Source organism: Kribbella monticola (genome assembly GCF_003261635.1).
GTDB classification, from domain to species: Bacteria; Actinomycetota; Actinomycetes; order Propionibacteriales; family Kribbellaceae; genus Kribbella; species Kribbella monticola.
In genome coordinates this window covers 154,271-180,525 of sequence record NZ_QFXK01000030.1, presented here as the reverse complement: position 1 = coordinate 180,525, position 26,255 = coordinate 154,271, and the positions used below count along the sequence as shown (strand labels likewise).

Here is a 26,255-nt window from a genome sequence, read left to right as displayed (position 1 = left end):
CTTCACCTCTTCGCGGTGCGTTTCGCCTCCTGATCGCTCGCCTCACTCGGCTGCCCCTGGACGATCAGTCGCTCCGCAAAACCGGCTCCGAAAGCAGCCAGCAACAGGTTCGCCGCATTGACACTCGCTGTCCCCGCCGTCGCGATCGAGAACAGCCACACGGTCAACCCGGCGACCCCGCCGATCGGAATTCTCGACAACGACGCGACATTGGAACCGAGCTGCGCCAACACGTGCTCGGGAAGGATTCCGGTCGACCTCTTGGCTGCACTGATCACCGCTCCGAGAATCCCGAGCAATGCCGACGAGATGCACAGGAACGGCCCGGCGGCCCACTCCTTCGTACCGATGCGTCCGGAGAAGACGGCGAAGATCACGATCACCGAGAGGAGTACGGGTCCGCCAATGAGAATCAGCAACTGCTGATAGTGCCGGACGATCGCCAGCCGCCAGAAATCGTTCGAGATTCCTTCGTTCCGGATTTTCATCGCAGCACCGACGGCCTCGCGAAGTGACCCCAGGTCCGATTCGTCCCAGGACAGTTGCGGGTCGGGCAATGCCTGCTTGACGGCCTTCACCCGCCATTGCGGCAACCGCTCCGGCTCCTCGATCTCCGCCAGCAGCAGCGTGGCATGCAACTTCAGTTCATCGAGCCCGTACTCCGCGATCAACTCCTGCTGAGCACAGTGGAAGTGGTGCCACGCCGTCTCCATGTCGAGCCGCTCGCAGGCGTGTTCGGCTTCGACGATGAGCTTGCGGGCTCCCGAACGGTCGCCGGCGCGATCGACCTCGAGCCGGAGTTCGGCGATCTCCGCCTGGATCCAGGCCTGCCGCGGATCCTTCCAGAACATCCTCAACCGCCGCCATCGCGGCGGCGAGGTCTCCGCCCGGAGTCTGGCCATCTGCTCCCCCTCGGCTGAATCAAGCCACTGATTTCCGGACGAGCCGATCGTGCGGTCATCATCTGCCGCCGGAACCACGGAGAAATTGCGCAGAACCGGAACGGCCCCTGCCGCGCAGTATCCAAACCGGAAATGCCCCTGTCAACGCCTCGAATCACCCGGACCGGAGACCGCGAATTCCCTGCACAAATCGCCGGCGCGCCGCCAGGTGCTGGAGCCTCGCTTGCCCGCGGCCGAATCAGCCCAGGACGCCCATCGTCGGCTGAGTCCGTTGTATCCCCCGGAGTCCGGCTGCAGAACTCATTTGCTGATCTTCCATTGGTCCCCGTCGGGAGGGGCCTTCGGACCCTGGAACACCCGGCGCGAACGTCAGATCGTAAGAACAGGGCGGATGCCGAGACGTTCGCCCGGCGGACGACTGGGGGTTCCATGACAACGACACCGAAGCCGGACTCACCGCAGTTGCCGGTGGGCTGGCATCCGGATCCCTGGACCGATGGCGACCTCGACAGGTACTGGGACGGGTCCACCTGGACCGCCCAGACCAAACCCGCGCCCCGTAAGAGCAAGGAACCCCGCAAGCGGCGCTCCGTTGTCTTCCCGCTCACCTTTGCTGCTTTCCTTCTGGTCGCTGTGGTGACCGCCGTGATGATGACCAGAGGGGACGCGTGCAAGGTTTCGATCGGCCCCGCAACGGTCGACTTCTTCGCCTGCCAGGACGTCGAAGCGCGTCAGTCGCAGATGCAGCAGCAGGTGAATTCTGCGAAGGAGAACGCTCAGGCGCAGGCAGTAGGTCAGCCGGCCTCGACGGTGAATCTCACCGGCCAGTGGCTTCCCACCCAAGGTGGCTTCACCTGGCAGATCGAGCAGTACGGCAACCAGATCGTCGTTCGCGAACTCACGCCGTACGGGATCACCGCAGTCGCGCAAGGCACTCTCACCGGAACCGTCGCCAGCCTCACCTACCAAGCCGTCGACGGAAGCACCGGCAGCAACGTGCTCCAACTGGTCGACAGCAGAACTCTCAGAGGCACCGTCCGCAGCTACACCACAAACACCGAATCAACCCTCGAACTCCACCGCTGAGCCATTGCCCTGCCGTGTTTTCGCCGAGACGCTGTGAGCCGGGGGAACTGATGACAACTGACGGAAAACCGGCTGCAGAGGCAGCCATAAAGCTGATGAAGCTCCGGTACGCCGGCGTCTGTGCGTGCGGCGCCGCTGTGGCGGCCGGCAGCCACGCAGGCTGGGACAAGGCCACCCGTCGCGTCCTTTGCGAGACCTGCGTTGCCACCCTGCGCGCGGACTCGGATGGAGCTGCTGAACAACCAGTGGACATCGGCCGCCCCGGCGCGTCCCTCGACCGCGAATATCAACGCCGCAAGCAGTCCCGCGAGAACCGCGTCCGAGCCCGGTTTCCAAGGCTCGGCGGTGTTTACCTCACTCTGACCGGCCAACCAGCGACCACGCGTGCTTTGGCAACCGGAGCAGAAGGAGAGCGGCAAGTCGCGTCAAGGCTCGAGAAGGCCTGCGGTGACGAGGTGCTCTTCCTCCACAACCGGCGGCTCGGCAAGCGGCGGCACGACGGTGACATCGACCACCTGGCCATCGCAGCTTCGGGTATCTACGTGATCGATGCCAAGCATTACAAGGACGCCACAGTTCGCGTACGCCGTACAGGTGGCCTTTTGTCGCCGCTCAAGGAACAACTGCTGATCAACGGCCGCGACCGCACCAACCTCATCGCCGGCTCCACCAAGCAACTGGACGCGCTACTAGTTGCCCTCGACAACCACCCGCTCGCGGCGTCCGTTTCCGCCACCTCGCTGCTTTGCTTTCGCAATGCCGACCTGCCGTTTTGGGGTGACGCTGAAATAGCCGGCGTACGAGTCCAGGCCCTCCGCGGAACTATCAAGCTCCTGCGCCGCAACGGACCATTGACCGCTTCCGATCGCCGATCTCTTCACCGACACCTCGCGATCGAACTTCCGCCGGCCTGACCTATTTGTGCACTGCGCTTGTAACGTTCAACGCGGTGAGGCGATGTACCGGTCGTTGGCGGTGTGCCGGTCGGGCTCTGGGGAGGGACGGCCGGCGGAAGAAGCCGCCTGTTATCCGAGGGGGAACAACTGCATGCGTTATCGACCCGTCGCGTTCGGGCTCGCGGTGGCGGCACTCGCCGCCGTCAGCCTGACCACACCGGCGCAGGCCAAACCGGCCGCTAGCAGCACTACCATGGCAAACACCGCGATCACGGCGACGACCGCTACGAGGGTGGTGACCGCCGCGATTCCGTTCGGGCAGAACGGTGACATTCCGGTCGCCGCCAACTTCTCCGGGGACAGCCGGTACGAGATCGCGGTGTTCCGCCCCAGCAATGGGACCTGGTACGTCCGAGGTGTCGGCGCGTACAAATTCGGGCAGAGCGGCGACATTCCGGTGCCGGCCGATTTCACCGGGGACGGCCGCGCCGAGCTCGCCTTGTTCCGGCCGTCCAACGGTTATTGGTATGTCCGGGGCGTCGGTCAGTTCGCCTGGGGCCAGGCTGGTGACCGGCCTGTTCCGGCGAACTACATCGGGGACAGTCGTGCGGAAGCCGCGGTGTTCCGGCCGTCCACCGGCAAATGGTGGATCCGTGGCACCGCCGCTCTTAGCTGGGGCAGGAATGGGGACATCCCCGTGCCGGCCGACTACCTCGGTGACAGTCACGCCGACCTGGCCGTGTTCCGGCCGGCGACGGCGCAATGGTGGGTCCGCGGCGCCGCCACCCTCACCTGGGGAGTGAACGGCGACATCCCGGTACCCGCGAACTGGGTCGGCACCAGCAAGGCGGAAGTGGCGATCTTCCGCCCATCCACCGGCGCCTGGAACCTCCGCGGTACCAGCCCGGTCACGTGGGGCACGAACGGCGACCGCCCACAGCCCGGCAACTACGCCGGCGACACCGGCACGGATCAGGTCGTCTGGCGTCCGTCCAACGGCACTTGGTACCTGCGCTACCGAGTCGCGGTCACCCCGCCGCCGCCGAACTGCGACCCGTCGTACCCGACCGTCTGCATCCCGCCGCCACCACCGGACCTGGACTGCGGCGACATCTCGTACCGGAACTTCAAGGTGATCGGCACCGATCCCCACAACTTCGACTCCGACCACGACGGAATCGGCTGCGAGAGCTGATCCACCAATCCACCGGCCCCGAGTAGCAGCTCGGGGCCGGTACTTCTCCGCTTACCAGATGCGGGGATCGAAAAACTTGTATCTCGACCTGGATACTCTACTTATGGTGAGATGACCTCCTCGAAGGGTCGCGCGCGTCGGCCCCGGGGAGGAGTTCCGATGCGTCGCACCTGGTTCATCCTGGCCGCTTTGGTTGCCCTTCTCGGAGGGTCGCTGGTGACCGCACCCACCGCCTCTGCGTACACGCGGGAGTGGGACTCCGTGACCTCGGACAACTGGATGAACGGCAAGGCCTGGTGCATCTGGCGGACGCCGGACACTCCGGCGATCGGGTGCTGGTTCCCTCAGGAAGACGATCTGCAGATCGCAGATCTGGAGAGCGACGGCAAGCGGGTCGGCATCCAATGGAAGACCGACTACGGCCGGTTCGGAATCTGCGTCCAGGCGAACGGCGCCGACAGCTATCTCGCCAGCGGCAGCCTGCAGGGCGGCAAGTACTCCTGCAACCAGATCAACATCGCCGAGGACCACACGATCACCTTCCGAGTAGGCACCTGCGACGGCAGCAAGGTCGACTGCGGCACCATCACCAACTGGGGCCAATGGTCAGCCTGGTCCGAACCAGAACCCACCTGATCCGCCCTGCTCCATGCCGAATTGACCCCGGCTTCTGGACTGCGGCTGCCCGTGCTCCATGCCCGGAGAGGAGCGGCTACCGGGCTTGGTGCGGGCTGGCCTGTTGCCTGGTCGCCTTTCCGGCGCCGCCCGAAGAGGCTTGGCTCCCGAAGCCGGTGTCGCTCAATGGCCGCGTCCCCACCAGTGGGGTCTGGCCGTCGAAAGCGTGCGCGATCTCGCGATTCGCGTCCAGGACAGGGTGGCGCTGATGCGCCTTGCCGCCGCTGCCGACCTGCGCCTCGCCGAACCGGTCCAGTTGGGGGAGTCGCTCGTCGGCCGACCGCCCGAGGCGCGTCGCGGTCTGCTGGTAGACGTTGTCGTTGCCGTGGCGAGGACCGATCGCGATCACGTCGCGTGCATCGGTCCCGCCGGCGTTCCGGCCGGGGATCTCGCGGAACGTCAAACGGTGGCTGGGTGTCCCGGTCCCATCGCCGACCTTGGACACCACGATGTCCCGGCCGTCACCGAGTCCCCGGTGCGCACCGAGCACATGATGACCCTTCGACGATCCAGTCTCGAGATCCTGCAGTTCGCGGAGAACGCTCTTGTAGAGCGTGCGGTTCGCGTTGTGCGCAGGCGTTTTGTCGCCGGGGTACTGCCTGGCTTCCTCGGCCGCCGCATCCCGCATCCGGGTGAGGTCCTGTACGGCGCCTTCGCCAAGCAGGACCTGGAACGGCCGCTCCGCCGGGCTCTCAGCCATCGGCCGGGCCACGCTCTTGCCGAATCTCCTCGAGCATCTGCTGGGTGAACGGGTCGTCCTTGGCCCACTCCTCCATGCTGAACGGTTTGCTACCCGGCGTCGGCGCCGAGTCGTAGCTGCGAACGGTCGGGTCGTCGAGCACGCCCGGCGGCGGCTCATCGTCACCGCGCATGGTCCGGTACTGCTGTGTCGACATCACCACCAGCACGGGCTCGGCGTCGCTGCCCGCGAGCACAGGAGGACCAAAGGTCCCGCGCCGAATCGCCTCGACCATCTCCGGCAGCTGCCGCGCGAGTTCCTCAGGAGGCACCACGGCCTCAAATCTCCCGAGGCTCTCCTCGCCACGCAAATCGTCGTACTGGTCGTAGCTGGCGATAACCGCCTCAGGCACGCCCCCATCGCCAAAGGCAAAGGAATGGGTCTCCCCACGCGCAAGGCGCTCGACCACCCCACCGATGTCACCAGCAACATCAGCAACCGACGGCAGACGAGAGTACGACGACGCGGACATGTCCCCATCGTAGGTGTCCGGCGGTCCCACCAACCGCCTTGCCAGAAGCCAAAGCCAGCGATCGTACGTCGGTAGCGCGGCGCGTTGCGAGGCTGGCTTGCCTACTCGAAGCGACGCCGGAGAAGTCGCGCGCGGGCCGGGTGGAAGCGCCGACGGAGGAGGGGCGCGGGGCTGTTCGGCGTACGAGGTGGTGGGTGCCCCCGGCAGGATTCGAACCTGCGACGCACGGTTTAGGAAACCGACGCTCTATCCCCTGAGCTACGGGGGCGCACGTGGGGGATAGCGTAGCCGACTGAGTGGGGGTGTCAGCCGACGAGGGCTCGGATGTTCAGGTGGCCGGCGATGGAGTCGTAGCGTTCGGCGTAGAGGGTGGTGCAGCGGCCGGAGGTGCAGCCGGAGCCGGCGAAGGCCAGGCCTCGGATGGTGGCGGTGGTGGAGGTCGGACGGGTGTAGATGGGGCCGCCGGAATCGCCGCTGACGATGGCGGTTGCGCCGCCGCGGGTCGCCCGTACTACGTACGTCGTGCAGCCGTCGGCGTCGCAGTAGGTCGCGCTGGTGGACTGGACCGTGATGCCGCACAGCGAAGTACTGAACGAACCCGATTGGCAGATGCTCGTGCCGACCGCGGGGTCGGCGCCGCCCTTCACAGTGCGGGTGTCGACGCTGTCGCCGGGGCCGTCGGTCCAGATCTTGGCGCCGTACGAGCTGCCGCTCATCAGGGACTGGTCGTAGTCCGGGTAGTTGGTGCGGACCGTCGTGGTGCCGTAGTAGTTGGTACCTGAGCGCCAGATGGTGCCGGGGCCGCCGCAGTGGCCGGCTGTCACTGCGCCGCGGGTGTTGGTGGCCTGGATGACGACCGAGAAGCCTGCGGTGCAGTTCTTCGTTGTCGAGGTGATGCGGGCGCCGCCCCAGTGGCCGCCGGTCGGGGTGTCGCTGAGCCGCGTCATTCGCTGCGGGCTGCCGGCGACGACCGAAACGCCGTCCATCGATTGCAGGCCGGCGATGCTGGCGGCGGAGGTGGTGGCCTTGTCGTACTCCACCAGGATGTCTTCACTGGCGGGATCGAGGTCCGCGGTGAAGGTCGTCTTCGCGGCGTCCGCGGACCAGTCGCGTGCGCCGATCTTCTTCCAGGCGGCCGCGATCGAGCGAGCGGAACGGCAACTCCGCTCGACCGTCAGCATCTGGAGAGCTGGCTGCGGGACGTACCGGGAAACGGCTGCCTTGTACTTCGAATCGTCCACGACCGAGTCGTCGAGCACGACCTTGTAGCCGGTCTCGGGGGAGCCGAGGATGCCGACGACGCCCTGGCTCAACCCGTACGGCAGGCCGGACGTCGGCCGACCCGTCTTGGTGAGCGGCTCGGTCGAGCGGACGGCGGCCGAGACGCCTTCGCCGAGCGCCTGGCCGAGCGGGCGTGGGTCCTTTGCACTGGTCGGCTGGGAGAGCCTGGTCGAATCCGCCGACGTGGTGGTCGGATCGGCGTGGGTGCAGGTGGCCGGCGCTGTCACTGAGGCGGACGTGGGCAGCACCGACACCGAGGCGGCGGTGACTGTGAGCGAGCAGAGGGCGAGCAGCGGGACGGTGGCTGAGAGTCGCACTAAGCTCCCCAATCGGTGGACGGCCTCCGTGAATGGTCCGCGTCCGGACGACTCATAGTCAATAGCCGATCACCGTCTGCAAGCAAATTTGACTACCGTGTGCGAGCGTAGATCGCAACTTCACGCCCGTCGCCGGCGTAGAACCGCAGCGTCGCCTGGTCGGTGCTGATCCGTCTGGCCGCGGCCAGGACGGCGGTGTGCGGCACGTTGCCGCATTCGATCAACCGCTGGCCGTCCGCGTGACTGGTGAATTCGCCGCGCTGGCCGATCGTGAAAGTCCCGGCGAGACTGTTGCAACCGTCCGAACCGGTCCAGGTTCCGTCGCTCCGGAAGGTCAGCGTCGGGTCGTCGGGCCGACCGACCTTGAGGGTGGTGAAGCCGTTCAGCTTCACCGGGCGCCAGGTGCCGGCCAGTGCTTGCGCAGTCGTCACCGCGGCAGTCGTGACGGCTGCTGTCGGCTTGCTCGCCACCGGGGTCGGCGGTGGGGATGTGCTGCCGTGATTGAGGCTAAAGCCGACACCGGCGACCACGGCGATCGCGGCGGCGGCAGCACCGGACGCGATCCACGTACGGCGTTGAGCCTGCCGTACGCCGGTGGTCGCGCGGCCGGCTAGGTCAGGGGCCAGGGGGACGGAAGCGGCGGCGCGTTCGAACGTGGCGCGCAGGTCTTCCTCAAGCTCGGTCTTGCTCACGGCAACCTCTCATCAACACGGTGGGACTGCCTCGTCTTCCGCAGTGCGGCGAGCGCCCGGCTGGCGGTCGCTCGCACGGAGGACGGTTTGATGCCGAGCAGGTCGGCGATCGTCCGGTCGTCCATGTCCTGGTAGTAGCGCAGGACCAGGACGACCCTTTCCCGGGCCGACAACGTGGCGAGAGCTCGCCAGAGGTCGTCGGAGTTCACGATGTCGGTGGCGGGGTCGGGCACCGTGTGGTCGGTGTCGATCTCGGCCGCCGGAGCCTCGGTGAAAGACCGGCGACGCGTCATCGACAGGTAGGAATTGATCAGGATCCGCCGGACGTAGGTGTGCGGGTCGTCCGCCTTTTGCACCTTCCGCCAGGACCGGAACGCCTGCATCAGCGCGATCTGGGCCAGATCCTCCGCCCGCTGGTAGTCGCCGGAGACGGTGAACCCGAGACGCACCAGTTCCTGTCCGCGCGCGGACGCGTACTCCTCGAAATCCACTCGCAACTCCCAGCTTGGGCGTACAACACCTCACACCTATTAGACGCAGTGAGCTACCCAGGGTGCTGCACCCTTTCACACACAGTTGCATCTCACCCCGGCAGACAACGTCCGGTGGGGTCGGGGGCCTAGCGGCCGACGGGTACGCGGAACGCCGTACGGATGAAGGCGGGAGAGGCTCTGCCACCCGCCTTGCGGGTCGGTGTTGAGAGGACCCGCAAGGCGGGGGGATGACCCCGGCTCGGACGGCTTCGGGGGGCGCGTCCGAGCGAGGTCAGCGCAGGGCGAGCGACTTGATCAGTTCGGGCGAGACCTGCCGTGGCGACGCGAGGTCTCCCGGCTTGCCCTGGCCCTCGAACGAAGTCGCCACCAGGCGGCGGCAACCGAAGGCTTCGGCCGTGTAGGAGAGCACGCCGCGGTCGTTGTCGGTGAACCTCAGCACGTACGTCGGGCCGAGTTCCTTCGTGCACATGTCGGGTTTCTTGGCGACCGGCTTCGCGCTGTTGACCAAAGCGAAGAGCTGGGTCGCTTGAGCGGCCGTCCGCTTCGTCTGCACCGTTGCGTAGTCCTGGCCGGTCGCAGTCGGTTCGTACTGGCAGATGGTCACACTGACCGGATCGAACGCGGACTTGGCTGTGCCCTTGCCCCAGACGGCCTTGTCGACAGCGGCCTTCACCGAGGCGATCGTGTCGGGACAGTCCATGCTCGGCGTTCCGCTGGGGGTGGGCGGGGTGGCGGTGGGCAGGGTGGGGGTGGTGCCGGTGGTGGTCGGCGTTTCGGTGGGCTGGGCACCGGGAGAGGAGCTGTCCTCGGTACCGCAGGCGGCGGTGACTCCGAGGACGGCCACGACGATCGATGCTCCGATGAGGCCCCGTGTCCTTGATGCACTCACGACTCGGTCCTTCCGGGTTGGCAAGGAGACCCATCATGCTCGACCTGCCGCTCACCGGCCGTATAGGTACTGTCACGGGGCGGCGTCTATCCGGTCACGGGCTGGATCGAGTGTCAAAAGCAGCAGTTCTGTAACGTGTGCGGGCTGTTCGGGTCGCGGGTTTGGGATGATCTGGAAGGGCAGTCGACGGAAGGACGGATGTGGGCAAGAAGAAGGATGCGGCCGCGCTCGCGCAGCGGGAGCGCGAAGAGTGGCAGCTCGGGCAGGACTGGGCGCGCTGGCTGATGGGCGGCAACGCACCGCAGCCACTCACCTTGTACGGCATCGTGCTGGAGCAGGGCGAAGTCGCTTACCTGCAAGCGCCCGCGCACTATGCGCGGCTGTACGGCGGCAGCGGGCAGTACACCCAGAGCGGCGGCATCTTCTTCGGCAGGCCCGGCATGGTGCTTGGTCTGATGGCGGCGAACGCAGCGGTGAACGCAGGCCGGAAGGCGGCCGCGCGGCGCGACATGCAGCTGCTGTGGCGTGATCTGCAAGAGGTGCCGACGATCGCGACGAACTACCGGTTGATGTGCCACCTCCCGGCGCGTGGCTGGTTGAGCTTCTACTACACCGCGGTGCAGGAGTTCTATCCCGATCCGGCCAACTGGACCATCACCTTTGGCTTCCAGAACGCCGAACCGTTGCGGCTGGGCGGTCTGTCGACACCGACTCTCTCCGTGCTGACCGCGTGGACCGTGCTCGGCAAGGAACGCTGGCAGAGCGAGCCGGGCATCGCACCGCTGATCCAGGCGGCGACCGCGCAACAGGTCGGACCGGGCCAGCAGCAGGCCCAACTAGAAGGACAACAACGCAACCTCCCCCGTATCCCAGGCCAGGACTGAGCCGGACTCCTCCCGCAGGACTTGAGCCGGAATCCGCGGGCGGGGATGGCGGTAGTCCGGGGGAGGGGACCAGCCGGAGTCGGCGGGTGGGCGGGGAGTCGGGCGGGGGTGAGCGGGAGACCGCGGGCGGGGATGGCGGTAGTCCCGGGGAGGACCAGCCGGAGTCGGCGGGTGGGCCGGGAGTCGGGCGGGGGTGAGCGGGAGACCGCGGGCGGAGATGGCGGGAATCTGGCGACGGGGCGGGAGGTGCGGAGGTCGCGTGGTCTGGGTGGGCTGAGGTGCCGGGGGGAGTGCCGCGGTCCGGGGGCGTGTGACCTGGTGGGTCGGGGGCGGCGTGTGATGTGGGCGGGGTGAGGTGTGGGGGCGCGTAATCTGGGGGGATGACGAGCCCGTATGAAGATGACGAGCCGCTGTTGCCTGAGCAGACGAGCGATGACGATCCTCGTTCGTGGGGGGAGAACGATCCGCGTAGTGATGACGATGAGCGGATCCTTCGTGAGGTTCCTCCGCATCACGGATGACGGGCGAGCGGCGGCGCGACGGTAGTCGCGTGTTTCTTGTGCATGGCGGGTTGTGGGAGGCCATGGATGCCGCCCGCTTCTGGCGTACGACGGGGATTGTGGCGGGGCTGGAAGCTGCCGGGCTGGCCGTGATCGCGCCCGATCGTGCGCGCATGGCTCGCAGTTGGGCCCAGGAGGTCGATGGGGTCGCTCCCTTTCTTCCGGACCGGCCGGTGACGCTGATTGGCGCGTCCAACGGATGCTCGGTGGCGGTGCGGCTGGCGCTGGATTATCCGCACGCCGTGAGCCAGTTGCTGCTTGCTTGGCCGGCGACTGGGGGAGACGTGTCGGTCAACGAGCGGGCCAAGGCCGGCCTGGTGGCGCGCGGTGCGTCGGACGAGGTCGCTGACGGGCTGCTGGCTGGAGAGACGTTGCGTGGGGTGGCCGATCGGGAGCTTGCCGAGCTGGGAATTCCGGTGGCGGTGTTGCCGTCGGCACCGGAGAATCCGTCGCATCAGCGCAAGACGGTCGACGCCTTGCTGGGGTTGATTCCGGGGAGTCGTGAACTGCCCGGCTGTCCTGAACCGCCGACGCCCGCATTTCCGCCGCACCGGGACGCGCTGGTAGCCGCGTTTGTGGAGTTCGCGAACCGATCCGAGTGATCCGCGCGTACCAGTGGCGACTGAGGATCAACGGGAGCTAAGGGGGCAGTTGGTGGAGTTGCAGGCGTTCGAGGATTCGCACACGGCGTTGGTGGCGAGTTGGGCGAGTACTGCGCAAGAAGTCGCGCTGCTGTCCGGGCGTGACGAGTACCCGTTTCCGGCGGACCTGGTCAGTAGCTGGCGGAAGGTGGCCGACGACATCAAGTCGTACCTGTACTTCGATGGGGAGACGCCCGTCGGGTACGGCGAATTGTGGCTGGACGATGAGGAGGACGAGGTCGAGCTCGCCCGGATCATCGTGGCGCCGGAGCTTCGCGGTCAGGGTATTGGCACCGAGTTCGTCCGGGCTTTGTTGCAGCCGGCGTTGGCGGCTGGGTATTCAGCTGTCTTTCTGCGAGTCCGTCCTGACAACGAGCGGGCGATCAAGACTTATCTGCGGGTGGGCTTCCAGCCGGTCGACGAGAACCTTGCCGCCGAATGGAATGAACCCCAGCCGATCAACTACACCTGGCTTCAATACCCGACCGAGAGCGGGACGTAGAACCGGCACTCCGCTATCGGCCGAACTGTCAGGGGCGGGTGCGGAGGGCGTCGCGGATCTCGACCAGGAGTTGCTGGTCGGTTGTCAGCGGCTCGGGCTCCGGCTCCACGCCGCCGGAAGCGGCCGCGGCGCGGCGTTCCTGGATCTTCTTCATCGGCACGACCAGCACGAAGTAGACGACGGCCGCGGTGAGCACGAACACGATCAGGGCGTTGATGATCGCGCCGACGTCGACGATCGACTTCTCGTTGCCGTCGACGATGTGAAAGGCGAGGCCGATCGCGTTCGTGCCGCCGATCGAGGCGATCAGCGGGGCGACCAGGTTGTCGACCACGGTCTTGACGACGGTTGCGAACGCGGTACCCATCACGAACGCGATGGCGAGGTCGAGGATGTTCCCGCGCATGATGAATTCTTTGAAGCCCTTGAGCATTTCCGTGCCTCCACGATTGGGACCCTGGCGGCCCGCGGCGGTCGATATCTGCAAAACGTAGGGCCATCGGCCGGTGCAGGGCGAGGAACCGCGCCGCAGCGGACCGACAAGTGACGGATAGTCAGGTGTTCCCCGGTGACGCGGTCAGGGCGATCGTGAGGCGCGAATTGGTGCCGGCCTGGGCCAGGTGGGCCGCTGTCTCGGCGGAGGTGGCGACGACTATCAGTGTACCGGGGCTGCTGCTGGGGGAAGCACGAGGGTTCGGTAGGGCGATCACGCGAACTGCGTCGGCGAGAAGGTCGGCTGAGGCGGTGCCGGTGCTGGTCGCGCCGTAGACGTCGATCCGGTCGCCGACGCGGAGCAGGGCGGCGATGTCGGCGTCGTCCAAGCGGAGTGGGTACGCAACCAGGTCTGGGCCGAGCGCGTTGGGCGACAAGAAGCGGGCGTCCGTCAACGGCTCGCCGGCTCGGACCGGGCCGGCCAGCACCCGTTTGGCTAGGTCGGCACCGGGTCGCAGTACGCCGGTGGGCACGGCTGCGGGAGGTAGGTGCAGGGTGCGTAGGTCGCTGGTCGAGGGCACGGCTCCGCCGGGGAGATCGCGTGCTGCGGCGAGCACCGCGATGGTCGGCGGTGGGTCGGGCGAGACGGCCGCCAAGGCGAAGTAGACGGCTGCCGCCGCGGACACGCCGGCGAGGAGCCGACGATGCCAGCGGACGGCTTTGCGGAGGTCACGAAGAAAAGAGTTCGATCGGTTCATGCCAGAGAAAGTACGAGTTTCTCCGGCAGGTCAGGCCCCGTTGTCCACAGGCCCCGTTGTCCCCAGGGCCCGTTGTCCACGGGCCCGGTTGTCACAGGGCCCGTTGTCCACGGGCCCGGTTGTCACAGGGCCCGTTGCCACAGGCCCCGTCGTCCAGAAGGCCCGTTGTCACCGGGCGTCGAGCTCAGGCCGCGCTGGTCTTGCTGGCGCTCCCGGCCGACGATCCACCCGAAGAAGACGAGCCCGAAGAAGAGGAGCCCGAGGAAGACGAGCCGTTCGACGACGAGCCCGACGAAGAGGACCCGTTCGACGAGGAGGACGACTCGGACGAGGACGTCGAAGACGAAGAGCTGGACTCGCTCTTCGCGGTGACCGTGCTGGTGCCGGTCGAACGGCTGTCGTTCCGGTAGAAGCCGGAGCCCTTGAAGACCACGCCGACCGCGTTGAAGACCTTGCGCAGGGTGCCCTCGCAGTTCGGGCAGACGGTCAGCGCATCGTCCGTGAAGCTCTGCCGGACCTCGAGCGAGTTGCCACACTCGGTGCACTGGTACTGGTACGTCGGCACGTTGGTTCCCTTCAGGCCGCTAGCACTCCTACTACTCGACTGCTAATAATGCGGCACGGGCCCGAAGTATTCCAAACTCCTGTCCATCGATCTGCCGGTATGGACCAGTTTCGCCGCCCTGGCAACCTCCGCACCCGTCGATTGCGTCTCCCCAGCGTGGGATCACTGGGGCGGGAGCACGGAGACAGGCTGAAACCGTTACCGAGAGTGACGCCAGGTCTGCTCATCTGGGCTGCTGCCTGCCTGCTCCTGGCCGCCTACGGCACACGATGGACGGCGATAGGCCTGTTCTCCCTCTACCTGAGCCTCAGCATCGTGATGCCGGGAGTCCTCCTCTGGCGCTGGCTCCGCGGCAACGGCGACGGGTTCGCCGCCGACTTCGCCTTCGGCACGGGCATCGGTCTGGCCCTCTCGATCCTCACCTACATCCCCGGCCGCGCCCTGGGCGTACCGCTGCTCCCTCTAGTGATCCCCGCCGCCACTCTGGTCGCCTTCCTGGCAGTCCCCGTACTGCGAACCAACTGGCGCACTCGGCGCGCTTCGACGCCGGCGTGGTGGTCCTGGTCCGTCGCCGCCGCAGCAGTGCTCGGCCTCTGGGTGATCACCCGCAACGGACTAGCCATCGAGCCCATCACCTTCCCCGACGCCGCGTTCCAGTACAGCGACCTGCCGTACCAACTGGCGCTGGCCGGCGAGCTGAAGAACCACCTCCCTGGCCAGATCCCGTACGTCGTCGGTCAGCCACTGAACTACCACTGGTTCATGCATGCCGAGGTAGCCGCCACCACGTGGCAGACCGGCATCGACCTGGACGTACTGCTCCGCCGCCTCTTCCCGACTCTCTGCGCCCTGCTGCCGATCCTGTCCGTCGCTGCACTAGCCACCAAGCTGGCCAAGCGCTCGTGGGCAGGGCCGCTCGCAGCATGGCTCCTACTGATCGTCACCAGCTTCGACGTGTACGGCTGGGGCGGCCGAGACCTGATCAGCCAAGCGCCGTACTCCACAGCCGTCCTCATGTACAGCCTCACCCACGCCTTTGCAGTCGTCCTGGCCATCCCTGTCGTCTGCCTGATTGTCTGCCTCCTCCGCAAAGACAGGCGACCTGGCAACTGGCTCCTGCTGGCCGTAGGAATCGCCGCGCTCGCAGGAGCCAAAGCATCCTTCGTGCCGATGCTGGTGGCCGCCATCGCGCTCGTCATCGCAGTGCAGCTCGCAACGATCCGCAGACTGGACCGCGCCCACCTGGGCCTCGCTGCAGTAGCCGTACTCGCACTAGCCCTGGCCCAGCTAGTCCTGTTCAGCGCAGGCTCTTCCGGAGTCGCACTCGGCCCAGGACAAAGCTTCCGAGCCCTAGCGCCCAAGGTCGGCTTCGGCAACCACTACGGCAACCACGCAGCCGCAGCAGTAGTCCTCGGTACTACGGGCGTCACGCTCCTGGTCTCCTGGGCGATCGGCGGCGCAGGCATGGTCGCCTTTCTGCGGAAGGGCAGGTGGAAGGACCCCACCGTTGTCTTCTTGCTCGGTTTCCTGATCGCCGGTGTGGCTGCCGGCGCTCTCCTCCACCACCCAGGCTTCAGCCAGCTGTACTTCGTCCGCGCCGCGTTCCCCATCGCCATAGCCGGCTCGGCGTGGGGCCTGACCGAGCTGCTCGACAGCGTGCGCTTCCGGGTAGCCCTGCCGCGCATGGTCGCAGCCCTGGCAGCCGGCGCGTTGCTGGCCAAGGTCCTCAGCGCGGCGACTCCGGACCGTCCCCTCAAACGGCAGGGCATCGTGCTGGTCAGCCTGCAGGTCATCGCCCCGTGGCTGGCAGCGCTGCTGGTCGCGGCGATCGTGACCTTCCTCCTAAGCAGGACCCCTGAGCACTGGAAGGTCAGACCCCTCGCGCTCGGCCTCGGCGTACTCGTGGTCTTCGGCATGGTCGGCGTCGCTGTCCCCGAGACTGTGATCACCACGGTCGGCGAGAAGGTCTGCGTGTCCGGTCCGGAGAAGCCGGACTGCCGCCACCCGAGACGCCAGATCCCCGACGGCGGCGCCGAGGCAGCGCGCTACATCCGGGACCACTCGAGCGTCAACGACAGGCTCGCCACCAACTCACACTGCATGCCCGCCTACGACCCAAGGCGTTGTGACACCCGCAACTTCTGGCTGTCCGCGTACGCCGAACGCAGAGTGCTCGTCGAGGGCTGGGCCTACACCCCGCGAGCGCAGACCAGCAAGAACGCGACGAACGGGCCGTTCTGGGATCCCGAGTTGCTGGCCCTCAACGACGCCGCTCCGTCCCCAACGACGCTGAACCGCCTATGGACGCAGTACGGCGTGCGCTGGCTGGTCTATGACACCAAGGTGTCGCGGCCACCGCAATCGCTGCAGGCTTACTGGCGGTTCAGTGCCGGCACTGTCCAGGTCTTCGAGCTGTCCCCGCCGATCAGCCTCACTCCCAGCTAGACGCCGGTGAGGTTCACGTCCGTTCGACGGCCACGGTCCTGTTCGGCTCAGTGTGTCGGTGACCAGCATTTGGGGTGCGCGGCGGCATTCTCTACGGTTGGGTCCGTGCGTCGCCTGCTTCGAGTCCTCATCATCAGCGGTATCGGCCTGGTCACCTTGCTGCTCGTGGTGGCGGGGACCGGGATCTTCGTCGTCCGTCATTCGATCCCCAGCTATGACGGGACCGTCGAACTCGCCGGCCTCGACGCGGATGTCGAGGTGGTCCGCGACGCCAACGGCATCCCGCAGATCTACGCCGACAAGCCGGACGACCTGTTCGCCGCGCAGGGCTACGTGCACGCGCAGGACCGGTTCTTCGAGATGGACTTCCGCCGCCACGTCACCTCCGGGCGGCTGTCGGAGTTGTTCGGCAAGGGTGCCCTGGAGACGGACAAGTTCATCCGGACGATGGGCTGGCGCCGGGTCGCCGAGAAGGAACTGGGGCTGCTGTCACCGGCCACCCGGCAGTACCTCGACGACTACGCGCGCGGCGTGAACGCCTACCTGGACGAACACTCCGGCTCCGGCCTCAGCCTCGAGTACGCCGTACTGTCGATCAACTATGGCGCGTATCGCCCCGAGCCGTGGACCGCGGCCGACTCGCTGGCGTGGTTGAAGGCGATGGCCTGGGACCTGGGCGGCAACATGGCCGACGAGATCGACCGGACCAAGCTCGCCGCGACCCAGCCGGCCCGCAACGTCAACAGCCTCTACCCGCCCTACCCGTACGACCGCAACGAGTCGATCCTGTCCGGTGGTTCGGTCGGTGAGGACGGCAAGTTCAGCGCCCAGCCGGTCGAGAACGAGGCCCGGCGCGGGATGCTCACCAAGGACTTCCTGAACTCGCTGGACACCGTCGACAAGGTGGCCAAAGGCCTGCCGCAACTGCTTGGCCGCGGCGACGGGATCGGGTCGAACTCCTGGGTGGTCTCCGGTGAGCACACCACCACCGGCAAGCCGCTGCTGGCCAACGACCCGCACCTGGGCGCGAGCATGCCGGGCATCTGGACCCAGGTCGGTCTGCACTGCAACAAGTTCGGCCCGCAGTGTCCGTTCGACGTGTCCGGGTTCAGCTTCTCCGGTCTGCCCGGCGTGATCATCGGCCACAACAGCCAGATCTCCTGGGGTTTCACCAACCTCGACCCCGACGTGATGGACCTGTACCTCGAACGGCTCGACGGCAACAACGCGCTCTACAGCGGCAAGCTCGAGCCGCTGACGTTGCGGACGGAGTCGTTCAAGGTGGCCGGCCAGAAGGAGGAGGAGCGGATCATCGTCCGGGAGTCCCGGCACGGTCCGATCATCTCCGACGTCGGCGACGACGAGCGGGAGACCGGCGAGCTCGCCGCGAAGGGCAAGAGCCCGGTTCCGTACGCCGTCGCGCTGCGCTGGACGGCGTTGACGCCGGGCCGCACGGCCGACGCGATCTTCGCCATCGACCGGGCGCAGAACTGGAACTCCTTCCGCAAGGCGGCGAGCCTGTTCGAGGTCCCCTCGCAGAACCTCGTGTACGCCGACCGCGACGGCCACATCGGTTACCAGTCTCCTGGCCGGGTGCCGATCCGCAAGGCGGGGACCGGCGACTGGCCGGTGCCCGGCTGGGACCCGAAGTACGAATGGAACGGGTTCATCCCGTTCCAGGCGATGCCGACCGAGTTCGATCCGGACGACGGGATCATCGTCACCGCGAACCAGGCCGTGGTGCCGAAGTCGTACAAGTACCACCTGACCGACGACTGGGACTACGGCTACCGTTCGCAGCAGATCCTCGACCGAATCCACGCGGTCGACAAGCTGGACGTCAACTCGATGGCAGCGATCCAGCTGGACACCAAGAACAAGAACGCCGAGCTGCTGGTGCCGTACCTGCTGCGGATCGCCATCACCGACGACTTCGACAAGCAGGGCCAGGACACCTTGCGCGGCTGGGACTTCACCCAGCCGGCCGACTCGGCGCCGGCGGCGTACTTCAACATCGTCTGGCGGAACCTGCTGGCGCTCACCTTCCACGACCAGCTGCCCGAGTCGGCCTGGCCGGACGGCGGATCGCGCTGGTTCGAGGTGATGCGCAACCTGGTCGTCCAGCCGAACAGCGGCTGGTGGGACAAACAGGGCACGCCGCAACGGGAGACCCGCGACGACATCCTCCGCGAGGCCCTGGTCAACGCCCGCGCCGAGATCACCACCAAGATGGCCCGCGAGCCCTCGAACTGGCAGTGGGGCCGGTTGCACAAGCTGACCCTGACGAACCAGACGCTGGGCACGTCGGCACCCGGGTTGATCAAGAAGCTGTTCAACCGCGGCCCGTACGAGCTTGGCGGCGGCTCGTCCACGGTCGACGCGACCGGCTGGGACGCGGCCGACGGCTACACCGTCACCGCGACGCCGTCGATGCGGATGGTGGTCGACCTGTCGGACTTCGACAAGTCGCGCTGGATCAACCTGACCGGCATCTCGGGCCACGCGTTCTCGTCCAACTACACCGACCAGACCGAGTTGTGGGTGAAGGGCCAGACGTTGCCCTGGGCATTCACCAAGGGCGCGGTCGAGGCGACCAGAAAGCACACCCTGACCTTCACGAAGCCGGAGCGCTAGCCGGTCAGCGCGGTGTCGAAGGTTTCGAGCAGGCCCGGTGCCGGCGTCCAAAGGGCACGTTGGGTCAGCGGCAGGGCGAACGTCTCCTGCTCCGGCAAGGTGTACCAGAGCGAGCCCAGGCCGCCCGCCCAGCCGTAGCGGTCGGGCAGAACGGCCAGCCCGAAGCCCCACCCGGCATCCGAGCCGCGAAAAGCAGCCGCCAGCGCTCGCCTGGCTGGTACTGGAGCGGCAAAGTTGCCAGTCTGCGGATCCACTCGTCCGGGTCCAGCGAAGTCCTCGGCTTCGGTGGTCCGAAGGTCCGTACGCCGAGCGCTGCCTCCGTCTGCTGCAGCGGCGACGCCACCCGGAACAGGCTGTCGCGCTCGAGCGGCGCACCGCCGTACGCCAAGGTGCCGAGTACGTTCACCCGCACCTCGCCCGGCCTGCTGACGAGCGTGATCAGGCCCGCGACCTCGCCGCGGTCGACGTACCCGGCCATGGCCTCGTCGAGCCGATCCACTGCCTGCCAACTGCTCACGACGCCTCCGTCACTGTCCGAGTGAAACGAGTCGGGTGGGAGTGAGTGCCGCGGTTACCGGGTGGTCGTGGGAATCGGCCGGAAGGTGATCGACGATTTCCTCGTCGAAGACGGCCGCCCAGATCGGCGTACCGGCGGGAACGCGAGCGAGTGCACGGTCGTACGAACCGCCACCACGACCCAGCCGTACGCCGTGCCGGTCGACCGCGAGCGCCGGGCAGATGACCAGATCCGCGGTGGCGACGGCCTCAGCGCCCAGATCGACGGGTGGTTCGGAGAGGCCGAGCCGGCCGGGAACGAGGTCGGCGGCGCCGGGTGCGACTCCCCAGCCGAGGTCGTTGTCGGCGTACAGGATCGGCAGCAGCACCTCGTGGCCGGAGGCCAGCAGCCAGTCGATCAGGGCGCCGGTCTGCGGCTCCGGGCCTCGGGAGACGTAGAGCGCGATCCGCTGCTGCGCGCCGAGGTGCTCGCGCGCGGACTCCAGCAAACCTTTTCCGGCAGGCCGGGCGGCGCGGGCGGCGAGCAACGCGTGGCGCGCGGCCGTCTTGGTGGCAAACACGTCCTGATCGTACGGATCGCGACCGGCCGACCGCCCCGCCCGCGCCGCGATCGCTTAAACGCCGTCCGCACGGGGCACTAGGGTTGCCTTATGAGTGAGGCGGGGCTTCGACAGGCACAGGAGAAGATGCGCGCGGCCGGTGCGGCCGACGTGGCGATCACGGTCTTCTCGCACTACTACCGGCTGCTCGAATCGGGCCAGCAGGGGACGATCCGGGAGTCCGAGATCGAGCCCGTGGGTGATCTTCCTCACCTCGAACACCTGGACACCGACGCCGAGTCGATGCGTGCCGCGCTGGCCGAGACGGTGGTGATCAAGCTCAACGGCGGCCTCGGGACGTCGATGGGCGTCACCGGGCCGAAGTCGGCGCTGCCAGTCAAGGACGGCCTGAGCTTCCTCGACATCATCGCCCGGCAGATCCTCAGCACGCGCAAGGAGTACGACGTACCGCTGCCGCTCGTGCTGATGAACTCCTTCCGCACCAAGGACGAGTCGCTCGCCGTCCTCGACCAGTACGACGAACTGCCGGTGGACGGGTTGCCGCTCGACTTCCTCCAGAACATGGAGCCCAAGCTGCTGGCCGACGACCTGACGCCGGCCGAGTGGGAGGCGGATCCAGAGCTGGCCTGGTGCCCGCCCGGGCACGGTGACCTCTTCACCGCGTTGGTTGCCTCGGGCACCCTGGACGCGCTCCGCGAGCAGGGGTTCCGGCATGCGTTCATCTCCAACGCCGACAACCTCGGGGCCACGCCGGACGGCCGGATCGCGGCCTGGATGGCCGAGCACGACGTGCCGTTCGGGATGGAGGTCTGCCGCCGGACCAGGTCCGACCGCAAGGGCGGCCATGTCGCGGTGCGCAAGTCCGACGGCCGGCTGATCCTGCGCGACAGCGCCCAGGTGCATCCCGACGACGTCGCCTCCTTCCAGAACACCAAGCTGCACACGACCTTCAACACGAACAACCTGTGGATCGACCTGGATCGGCTGGCCGAGCTGATGGCCGGCAACGACGGCATCCTCGGGTTGCCGATCATCGTCAACCGCAAGACCGTCGACCCTGCCGACTCGTCCTCGCCCAAGGTGATCCAGCTGGAGACCGCGATGGGGACGGCGATCGAGACCTTCGAGGGTTCGCAGGCGGTGATCGTGGACCGGAGCCGGTTCAAACCGGTGAAGACGACGAACGACCTGCTCGTACTGCGTTCCGACGTGTACGAGCTCGACGAGGCCGGCGACCTGACCACCACCCACGAGGGCGACGAACCGTACGTCGACCTGGACCCGGAGTTCTTCAAGATCCTGGCCGACTTCGAGGCCCGGTTCCCGGCCGGGCCGCCGTCGCTGGTCCGGGCCGACCGGCTCGAGGTTCGCGGTGATGTTGCCTTCGGCAAGGATGTGGTGGTGGTCGGCGACGTCGAGGTGATCGCGGAGCCGGGGCAGCAGCGGCAGATCGACGACGGGACCGAGCTGCGTGGATGATGTCTGGATCCGGCCGCTGGAGCCGGCTGACACCAATGAGGCCGCGGACGTCTGGTGGGCTGCCCGGCACGCCGAAGGTGCTCAGCTGCCGCCGGCGATCCACTCGATCCAGGAGGTCCGGACCTGGTTCGCGGAGGTGCTGCTGCCGGACGCGCAGACCTGGGTCGCGCTGGACGACGGCCGGATCGTGGCGGTGCTGACGCTCGACGGCGACGACCTCGACCAGCTGTACGTCGTACCGGATGTGGCTGGGCAGGGCATCGGGTCGACCTTGGTGGAGTTGGCGAAGGACCTCCGGCCGGGTGGGCTGGCGTTGTGGACGTTCCAGAGCAACGAGCGCGCGCAGGAGTTCTACCGGCGACACGGGTTCACCGAAGTACGCCGTACGGACGGACAGGGCAACGAGGAGAAGGCGCCCGACGTACGCATGGTCTGGGGAGCGCACCCCGAAAGATAGAGTTTCCTGGGTGAGACGAAGCGTTGACGAGCATCTGGAAGTCGTTCTCGGCAGGGTGAGGCCGCTGCCGCCGTTCGAGCAGCCGTTGATGGAGGCGCTCGGGCTGGTGCTCTGTGAGGACGTCGTCTCGCCGGTGAGCCTGCCGGGCTTCGACAACTCCGCGATGGACGGGTACGCCGTACAGGCTGCGGACCTCGCCGGGGCCGCTCCGGACAACCCGATCAGGCTGCCCGTCGTCGGTGAGATCGCAGCCGGGCGGAGCGAGCCGATCGTCGTGACCCGAGGCACCTGCGTACGGATCATGACCGGCGCACCGGTGCCGCGCGGCGCGGACAGCATCGTCCCGGTCGAGTGGACCGACGGGGGAGCCGCGAGCGTGCGGATCACCCAGCAGCCTGCGCTCGGCGCTTCTGTACGTCGTGCCGGTGAGGACCTGAAGGCCGGCGACAAGGTGATGGACGCCGGCACAGTGCTCGGGCCGCGGCAGATCGCCGTACTGGCTGCTGTCGGGCGCGCTCGCGTGACCGTTCGTCCGCGGCCTCGGGTGGTCGTCGTATCGACCGGGGCGGAGCTCCGCGAACCGGGGACGCGACTGCACGAGGGGCAGATCTACGACTCCAACAGCTACACGCTCGCCGCAGCGGCACGGGAGGCCGGGGCTGTCGTCTACCGGGTCGGCATCGTCGCCGACGACCCGAAGAAGATCATGGACACGCTGTCGGACCAGCTCGTGCGTGCTGACCTCGTGATCACCTCTGGCGGGGTGAGCAAGGGCGTGTACGACGTCGTCAAGGAGGTGCTGAGCAAGCTCGGCACGATCGACTTCCCCGAGGTCGCGATGCAGCCCGGGAAGCCGCAGGGCTTCGGGGTGATGGGCGAGGACGAGGTGCCGATCTTCACCTTGCCGGGCAACCCGGTTTCGGCGTACGTGTCGTTCGAGGTGTTCGTCCGGCCGGCGCTGCGCAAGCTGATGGGTGCGATGCCGTACCGCCGTACGCCGGTGCAGGGGGTCGTGCTCGACGGGTTCGCCTCACCGGCGGGCAAGCGGCAGTTCGTCCGAGCCGCGGCGACGTCCGGCGACCAGGGGTGGATGGCCAGTACAGTCGGCGGGCACGGCTCACACCTGCTCGGCGGGTTGAGCCGGTCGAACGCGCTGATCGTGGTGCCCGGGGACGTCACCGCCGTCCGGGCCGGCGACCAGGCCGAGCTGTGGCTGCTGGACGAGGAGACCGGATGACCGAGAACGCTGGCCGGACCGGCGACGCTGGGCCTGTCGGAGGTGCCGCGGACGCGGCTGCCGAGGGTGCTGGAAGCGCCGCGGGTGGTGCGCGTGGGTTGACGCATGTCGATGCGAGTGGCGCCGCGCGGATGGTGGATGTCTCGGCCAAGGACACCGGTGCCCGCCGGGCTGTTGCCTCGGGCAAGGTTTTGGTGAGTGCCGAGGTGGTTGCCGCGCTGCGCGGTGACGGTGTGCCGAAGGGTGACGCGCTCGCCGTCGCGCGGATAGCAGGCATCATGGGCGCCAAGCAGACGCCTGCGCTCATCCCGCTGTGTCATCCGATCGCGATCACCGGAGTGAAGGTCGACCTCTCGGTGGCCGATGACGCAGTGGAGATCGTCGCGACCGTGAAGACGACCGACCGCACCGGCGTCGAGATGGAGGCGCTGACCGCCGTCACGGTGGCCGGTCTCGCGGTCGTCGACATGGTGAAGGCGCTCGATCCGGCTGCAGTGATCACCGACGTACGGGTGGAATCCAAAGAAGGCGGCAAGACCGGGCACTGGGTCCGCCCGTGAAGGCGCTCGTGATCAGCGTGTCCAACCGCGCTGCCGCCGGGGTCTACTCGGATACGACCGGACCGCTGATCGTCGAGGCGCTGGCCTCGTGGGGCTTCGAGGTGGACGGTCCGCAGGTCGTGCCGGACGGCGCACCTGTCGGTGAAGCCTTGGTCGCCGCGGTCGGTTCGGCGTACGACGTCGTCCTGACCACGGGTGGCACCGGGATCTCGCCGACGGACGAGACGCCCGAGCGGACCGCCGCAGTACTGGAGACGGAGATTCCCGGGATCGCTGAGGCCATTCGCGCGTACGGCGTGGCGAAAGGCATCCCGACCGCTTCACTGTCGCGCGGTCTGGCCGGGGTCGCCGGGCGGACGATCATCGTGAACCTGCCCGGTTCGCGCGGTGGCGTGAAGGACGGGCTGACCGTGCTGGAGCCGGTGTTGATCCACGCGGTCGACCAGGTCCGGGGCGGCGACCATCCGCGGTCGGACGAGGTCTGATGGCTGTCGTGCACTGGCCGGTTGAGCTCCAGCACGGACCGGTTCAGCTGCGGCCGCTCAAGGCCGGCGACGGACCGGAGTGGAGTGCGGCGCGGCAGCGAAACATCAGCTGGCTGCGGCCCTGGGACGCCACGCAGCCGCCGGGCGCTGAGGACGGCGCGCGCACGTTCCGGTCGATGGCGCGCGACTGGAACCGGCAGGCGCGGTACGGGCGGATGCTGCCGTTCGTCATCACGTACGGCGGTGCGGCCGGTCCGGGTCCGCGCTCGAAGTGGCCGCTGGTGGGGCAGTTGACGGTCTCCGGGATCACCTACGGATCGGCGCGGTGGGCGAACCTCGGGTACTGGGTCGACGAGCAGTACGCCGGCCGCGGCATCGTCCCGGTGGCGGTCGCGCTGGCGGCGGACCATTGCTGGTTCACGCTCGGGCTGCACCGGATCGAGGTCGCGATCCGCCCGGAGAACAAGGCGAGTCTGCGAGTGGTGGAGAAGCTCGGCTTCCGCTACGAAGGCGAGCGGCCGAGGTTCCTGCACATCGACGGAGAGTGGCGGGACCATCGCATCTTCGCGTTGAACGCCGAGGAAGTCGGACCGGGCCTGGTAGCACGACTGCCCTGATCACGGTGCGTGCTTATTCACACCAGTCACACGAGTCTTCTTGCGACACACCGGCTCACGTACCGGAACTCGCCGTCCGCTGGTCTTAGCGTCGTCGCATGGGGACGACAGGGCTGATCTATGTGGCGATCGTCGCCGCGTGGGCTGCTTACCTCGTCCCGATGCTGCTGAAGCGGGGCGACGAGGTCAACCGGCGCCGCACGGCGGAGAAGTACTCGTCGTCGGACGCGCGCGTCCTGGCGCGCAACAACGACGTCCAGTCGCGCTCGAAGTACGTCGTACGGCCTGCTGGTTCTGTTGGTACTTCGGGCTCTTCCGGTGCTGTGGGTTCCTCGGGCCCGGCTTCGGGTGGTTCCCTGGCTTCGGGTGGCTCGGGTTCGGGCGCCTCGGGTTCGCATGCCGAGCCGGTCGGGACGGATTCGTCGCCGCCGGCGCGCTACATACCGAACCGAGCCCGCCGGGTGGCCGCCATGCGCCGCCGGCGGGTGCTGTCGATCCTGACCCTTTCGCTGCTGTCGATGACGGCGCTTGCCGGGCTGGAGATCCTGCTCTGGTGGACCGTCGCGATCCCGGCGACGCTGATCGTCGCGTTCGTCGTACTGACGCGTGTGCAGCTCCGGCGTCAGGCTCGCGAGCGTGCCGCACTCATCGCCGAGCGGCGTGCCCGTGCGCAGGCCCACCACGACTGCGGTCCCGCCACCGCGCCGACCTCGCCTTCGCCCGACCACGAGATGACGGTCGAGGTGAAGCTCCCGATCGCGGAGCCCGCCGAGCCCGTCGTGACCACTCCGGAGCCCGCGGCGGAAGGCCTCTGGGACCCGGTCCCGGTCACCCTCCCGACGTACGTGATGAAGGAGAAGGCACCCGCTCCGACGGTCCGCACGATCAGCCTGTCGGGCCCCGAGGTCTTCTCCTCGGCCCGTACCGCGGACCCCGACCCCGAGGCGGCCCCCGTCGTACCGGAACCCGCCGCCCTCATCGAAGAAGAACCAGAAATCCGCCGAGCCGTAGGCGACTGACCTCGCCCACCCACCCGTTGGGCGAGGTCGGAGCGCCCGGTTTCGGACAGCGACCATCTGCGTGTTAGAGTTTCGCGGTCGCAAGGCACCACCGCGACAACCTGGGGCTGTGGCGCAGTTGGTAGCGCGCTTCGTTCGCAACGAAGAGGCCAGGGGTTCGAATCCCCTCAGCTCCACCCAGAAACAAGGCCGGTCCTCCCCTCGGGAGACCGGCCTTTTGCTTGTACTGCGTGTAGCCCACGCGCCTGCGTGCTCGCTCCTGCGTC

General features: G+C 67.6%; 28 protein-coding genes and 2 tRNA genes. 17 read left to right on the top strand and 13 right to left on the bottom strand.

What is annotated here, in order from left to right:
• Positions 1-2: 2 nt before the first annotated feature.
• Complete coding sequence (locus DIZ26_RS17265) at positions 3-902, bottom strand: hypothetical protein (protein WP_157979747.1); 900 nt, start codon at positions 900-902, stop codon at positions 3-5.
• A 429-nt stretch (positions 903-1,331) separates the two neighbouring features.
• On the opposite strand from DIZ26_RS17265, the gene DIZ26_RS17260 reads away from it, so the two are divergent.
• The 4 genes from DIZ26_RS17260 to DIZ26_RS17245 all read left to right on the top strand — a co-directional run bounded on the left by DIZ26_RS17260 (position 1,332) and on the right by DIZ26_RS17245 (position 4,715).
• Positions 1,332-1,988, top strand: coding sequence for a DUF2510 domain-containing protein (locus DIZ26_RS17260; protein WP_112242507.1), 657 nt, complete (start codon positions 1,332-1,334; stop codon positions 1,986-1,988).
• Between the two features lie 245 nt (positions 1,989-2,233).
• Positions 2,234-2,902 carry a nuclease-related domain-containing protein gene (locus DIZ26_RS17255; RefSeq protein WP_157979746.1) on the top strand — a complete coding sequence of 223 codons (669 nt, stop codon included), beginning with the start codon at positions 2,234-2,236 and terminating at the stop codon, positions 2,900-2,902.
• 133 nt (positions 2,903-3,035) lie between these two features.
• On the top strand, positions 3,036-4,079 hold the full coding sequence (locus DIZ26_RS37910; RefSeq protein WP_198676143.1) for a hypothetical protein: 1,044 nt from the start codon (positions 3,036-3,038) through the stop codon (positions 4,077-4,079).
• A gap of 159 nt (positions 4,080-4,238) precedes the next feature.
• Complete coding sequence (locus DIZ26_RS17245; RefSeq protein WP_112242503.1) at positions 4,239-4,715, top strand: hypothetical protein; 477 nt, start codon at positions 4,239-4,241, stop codon at positions 4,713-4,715.
• 76 nt (positions 4,716-4,791) lie between these two features.
• On the opposite strand, the gene DIZ26_RS17240 is transcribed toward DIZ26_RS17245, so the two are convergent.
• The 7 genes from DIZ26_RS17240 to DIZ26_RS17210 all read right to left on the bottom strand — a co-directional run bounded on the left by DIZ26_RS17240 (position 4,792) and on the right by DIZ26_RS17210 (position 9,638).
• The gene (locus DIZ26_RS17240; protein ID WP_157979745.1) at positions 4,792-5,454 is read right to left on the bottom strand and encodes a hypothetical protein; all 663 of its coding nucleotides are present in this window, start codon (positions 5,452-5,454) and stop codon (positions 4,792-4,794) included.
• Positions 5,447-5,965, bottom strand: coding sequence for a hypothetical protein (locus DIZ26_RS17235; protein ID WP_157979744.1), 519 nt, complete (start codon positions 5,963-5,965; stop codon positions 5,447-5,449). The genes DIZ26_RS17240 and DIZ26_RS17235 overlap by 8 nt, the downstream gene beginning before the upstream one ends.
• Before the next feature lie 195 nt (positions 5,966-6,160).
• A tRNA-Arg gene (locus DIZ26_RS17230) sits at positions 6,161-6,233 on the bottom strand.
• A gap of 37 nt (positions 6,234-6,270) precedes the next feature.
• Positions 6,271-7,563: a S1 family peptidase gene (locus tag DIZ26_RS17225; protein ID WP_232828410.1), complete on the bottom strand. Its 1,293-nt coding sequence runs from the start codon at positions 7,561-7,563 to the stop codon at positions 6,271-6,273.
• A gap of 92 nt (positions 7,564-7,655) precedes the next feature.
• Complete coding sequence (locus DIZ26_RS17220) at positions 7,656-8,255, bottom strand: META domain-containing protein (RefSeq protein ID WP_112242497.1); 600 nt, start codon at positions 8,253-8,255, stop codon at positions 7,656-7,658.
• A complete protein-coding gene (locus tag DIZ26_RS17215) occupies positions 8,252-8,746 on the bottom strand; it encodes a SigE family RNA polymerase sigma factor (RefSeq protein WP_112242494.1) in 495 nt (164 codons plus the stop codon). The genes DIZ26_RS17220 and DIZ26_RS17215 overlap by 4 nt, the downstream gene beginning before the upstream one ends.
• Before the next feature lie 274 nt (positions 8,747-9,020).
• A complete protein-coding gene (locus tag DIZ26_RS17210; RefSeq protein ID WP_232828409.1) occupies positions 9,021-9,638 on the bottom strand; it encodes a hypothetical protein in 618 nt (205 codons plus the stop codon).
• A 200-nt stretch (positions 9,639-9,838) separates the two neighbouring features.
• Between DIZ26_RS17210 and DIZ26_RS17200 the strand changes: the two genes are divergently transcribed.
• The 3 genes from DIZ26_RS17200 to DIZ26_RS17190 all read left to right on the top strand — a co-directional run bounded on the left by DIZ26_RS17200 (position 9,839) and on the right by DIZ26_RS17190 (position 12,225).
• Entirely contained in the window at positions 9,839-10,522 is a 684-nt protein-coding gene (locus DIZ26_RS17200) for a hypothetical protein (protein WP_112242488.1), read from the top strand.
• Between the two features lie 517 nt (positions 10,523-11,039).
• Positions 11,040-11,684, top strand: coding sequence for an alpha/beta fold hydrolase (locus DIZ26_RS17195; protein WP_112242486.1), 645 nt, complete (start codon positions 11,040-11,042; stop codon positions 11,682-11,684).
• A gap of 52 nt (positions 11,685-11,736) precedes the next feature.
• On the top strand, positions 11,737-12,225 hold the full coding sequence (locus tag DIZ26_RS17190) for a GNAT family N-acetyltransferase (protein ID WP_112242483.1): 489 nt from the start codon (positions 11,737-11,739) through the stop codon (positions 12,223-12,225).
• Positions 12,226-12,253: 28 nt separating this feature from the next.
• Here DIZ26_RS17190 and mscL read toward each other — a convergent pair whose 3' ends face one another.
• The 3 genes from mscL to DIZ26_RS38700 all read right to left on the bottom strand — a co-directional run bounded on the left by mscL (position 12,254) and on the right by DIZ26_RS38700 (position 13,980).
• Positions 12,254-12,658, bottom strand: coding sequence for a large conductance mechanosensitive channel protein MscL (gene mscL, locus DIZ26_RS17185; protein WP_112242482.1), 405 nt, complete (start codon positions 12,656-12,658; stop codon positions 12,254-12,256).
• 121 nt (positions 12,659-12,779) lie between these two features.
• Entirely contained in the window at positions 12,780-13,415 is a 636-nt protein-coding gene (locus DIZ26_RS17180) for a CpaB family protein (RefSeq protein ID WP_112242480.1), read from the bottom strand.
• Between the two features lie 184 nt (positions 13,416-13,599).
• Positions 13,600-13,980 (bottom strand): FmdB family zinc ribbon protein, encoded by a 381-nt coding sequence (locus DIZ26_RS38700; protein WP_112242478.1) that lies wholly within the window; start codon positions 13,978-13,980, stop codon positions 13,600-13,602.
• A 207-nt stretch (positions 13,981-14,187) separates the two neighbouring features.
• Here DIZ26_RS38700 and DIZ26_RS17170 point away from each other — a divergent pair, with 207 nt between their 5' ends.
• Both DIZ26_RS17170 and DIZ26_RS17165 read left to right on the top strand, forming a co-directional pair.
• A complete protein-coding gene (locus DIZ26_RS17170; RefSeq protein WP_112242476.1) occupies positions 14,188-16,425 on the top strand; it encodes a hypothetical protein in 2,238 nt (745 codons plus the stop codon).
• 105 nt (positions 16,426-16,530) lie between these two features.
• Entirely contained in the window at positions 16,531-19,059 is a 2,529-nt protein-coding gene (locus DIZ26_RS17165; protein WP_112242474.1) for a penicillin acylase family protein, read from the top strand.
• A 64-nt stretch (positions 19,060-19,123) separates the two neighbouring features.
• Here DIZ26_RS17165 and DIZ26_RS17160 read toward each other — a convergent pair whose 3' ends face one another.
• Together DIZ26_RS17160 and DIZ26_RS17155 are read right to left on the bottom strand one after the other, a co-directional pair.
• Positions 19,124-19,576 carry a serine hydrolase domain-containing protein gene (locus DIZ26_RS17160; protein WP_198676142.1) on the bottom strand — a complete coding sequence of 151 codons (453 nt, stop codon included), beginning with the start codon at positions 19,574-19,576 and terminating at the stop codon, positions 19,124-19,126.
• Positions 19,577-19,586: 10 nt separating this feature from the next.
• The gene (locus DIZ26_RS17155; RefSeq protein ID WP_112242472.1) at positions 19,587-20,135 is read right to left on the bottom strand and encodes a 5-formyltetrahydrofolate cyclo-ligase; all 549 of its coding nucleotides are present in this window, start codon (positions 20,133-20,135) and stop codon (positions 19,587-19,589) included.
• Positions 20,136-20,225: 90 nt separating this feature from the next.
• On the opposite strand from DIZ26_RS17155, the gene DIZ26_RS17150 reads away from it, so the two are divergent.
• From DIZ26_RS17150 to DIZ26_RS17115, 8 genes are all read left to right on the top strand, one after another.
• Positions 20,226-21,614 (top strand): UTP--glucose-1-phosphate uridylyltransferase, encoded by a 1,389-nt coding sequence (locus DIZ26_RS17150; RefSeq protein WP_112242470.1) that lies wholly within the window; start codon positions 20,226-20,228, stop codon positions 21,612-21,614.
• A complete protein-coding gene (locus DIZ26_RS17145; protein WP_112242468.1) occupies positions 21,607-22,071 on the top strand; it encodes a GNAT family N-acetyltransferase in 465 nt (154 codons plus the stop codon). Before DIZ26_RS17150 ends, DIZ26_RS17145 begins: the two co-directional genes overlap by 8 nt.
• A 10-nt stretch (positions 22,072-22,081) precedes the next feature.
• Positions 22,082-23,308, top strand: coding sequence for a molybdotransferase-like divisome protein Glp (gene glp / locus DIZ26_RS17140; protein WP_112242466.1), 1,227 nt, complete (start codon positions 22,082-22,084; stop codon positions 23,306-23,308).
• Positions 23,305-23,868 carry a cyclic pyranopterin monophosphate synthase MoaC gene (gene moaC, locus DIZ26_RS17135; RefSeq protein WP_112242464.1) on the top strand — a complete coding sequence of 188 codons (564 nt, stop codon included), beginning with the start codon at positions 23,305-23,307 and terminating at the stop codon, positions 23,866-23,868. The genes glp and moaC overlap by 4 nt, the downstream gene beginning before the upstream one ends.
• Positions 23,865-24,353: a MogA/MoaB family molybdenum cofactor biosynthesis protein gene (locus tag DIZ26_RS17130; RefSeq protein ID WP_112242462.1), complete on the top strand. Its 489-nt coding sequence runs from the start codon at positions 23,865-23,867 to the stop codon at positions 24,351-24,353. Before moaC ends, DIZ26_RS17130 begins: the two co-directional genes overlap by 4 nt.
• Positions 24,353-24,970, top strand: a complete 618-nt coding sequence (locus DIZ26_RS17125) for a GNAT family N-acetyltransferase (protein ID WP_112242460.1) — start codon at positions 24,353-24,355, stop codon at positions 24,968-24,970. The genes DIZ26_RS17130 and DIZ26_RS17125 overlap by 1 nt, the downstream gene beginning before the upstream one ends.
• Before the next feature lie 98 nt (positions 24,971-25,068).
• Positions 25,069-25,989 carry a divisome protein SepX/GlpR gene (sepX, locus tag DIZ26_RS17120; protein ID WP_112242458.1) on the top strand — a complete coding sequence of 307 codons (921 nt, stop codon included), beginning with the start codon at positions 25,069-25,071 and terminating at the stop codon, positions 25,987-25,989.
• A gap of 103 nt (positions 25,990-26,092) precedes the next feature.
• Positions 26,093-26,165 (top strand) — tRNA-Ala (locus DIZ26_RS17115).
• Positions 26,166-26,255: the final 90 nt, after the last annotated feature.

What these genes read in the sequence shown, in the direction of transcription:
- DIZ26_RS17265 (WP_157979747.1), bottom strand. Translation starts at nt 902, where the DNA reads ATGGCCAGACTCCGGGCGGAGACCTCGCCGCCGCGATGGCGGCGGTTG.
- DIZ26_RS17260 (WP_112242507.1), top strand. Translation starts at nt 1,332, where the DNA reads ATGACAACGACACCGAAGCCGGACTCACCGCAGTTGCCGGTGGGCTGG.
- DIZ26_RS37910 (WP_198676143.1), top strand. Translation starts at nt 3,036, where the DNA reads ATGCGTTATCGACCCGTCGCGTTCGGGCTCGCGGTGGCGGCACTCGCC.
- DIZ26_RS17245 (WP_112242503.1), top strand. Translation starts at nt 4,239, where the DNA reads ATGCGTCGCACCTGGTTCATCCTGGCCGCTTTGGTTGCCCTTCTCGGA.
- DIZ26_RS17240 (WP_157979745.1), bottom strand. Translation starts at nt 5,454, where the DNA reads ATGGCTGAGAGCCCGGCGGAGCGGCCGTTCCAGGTCCTGCTTGGCGAA.
- DIZ26_RS17235 (WP_157979744.1), bottom strand. Translation starts at nt 5,965, where the DNA reads ATGTCCGCGTCGTCGTACTCTCGTCTGCCGTCGGTTGCTGATGTTGCT.
- DIZ26_RS17195 (WP_112242486.1), top strand. Translation starts at nt 11,040, where the DNA reads ATGACGGGCGAGCGGCGGCGCGACGGTAGTCGCGTGTTTCTTGTGCAT.
- mscL (WP_112242482.1), bottom strand. Translation starts at nt 12,658, where the DNA reads ATGCTCAAGGGCTTCAAAGAATTCATCATGCGCGGGAACATCCTCGAC.
- DIZ26_RS17180 (WP_112242480.1), bottom strand. Translation starts at nt 13,415, where the DNA reads ATGAACCGATCGAACTCTTTTCTTCGTGACCTCCGCAAAGCCGTCCGC.
- DIZ26_RS17150 (WP_112242470.1), top strand. Translation starts at nt 20,226, where the DNA reads ATGAGTGAGGCGGGGCTTCGACAGGCACAGGAGAAGATGCGCGCGGCC.
- moaC (WP_112242464.1), top strand. Translation starts at nt 23,305, where the DNA reads ATGACCGAGAACGCTGGCCGGACCGGCGACGCTGGGCCTGTCGGAGGT.
- DIZ26_RS17125 (WP_112242460.1), top strand. Translation starts at nt 24,353, where the DNA reads ATGGCTGTCGTGCACTGGCCGGTTGAGCTCCAGCACGGACCGGTTCAG.
- sepX (WP_112242458.1), top strand. Translation starts at nt 25,069, where the DNA reads ATGGGGACGACAGGGCTGATCTATGTGGCGATCGTCGCCGCGTGGGCT.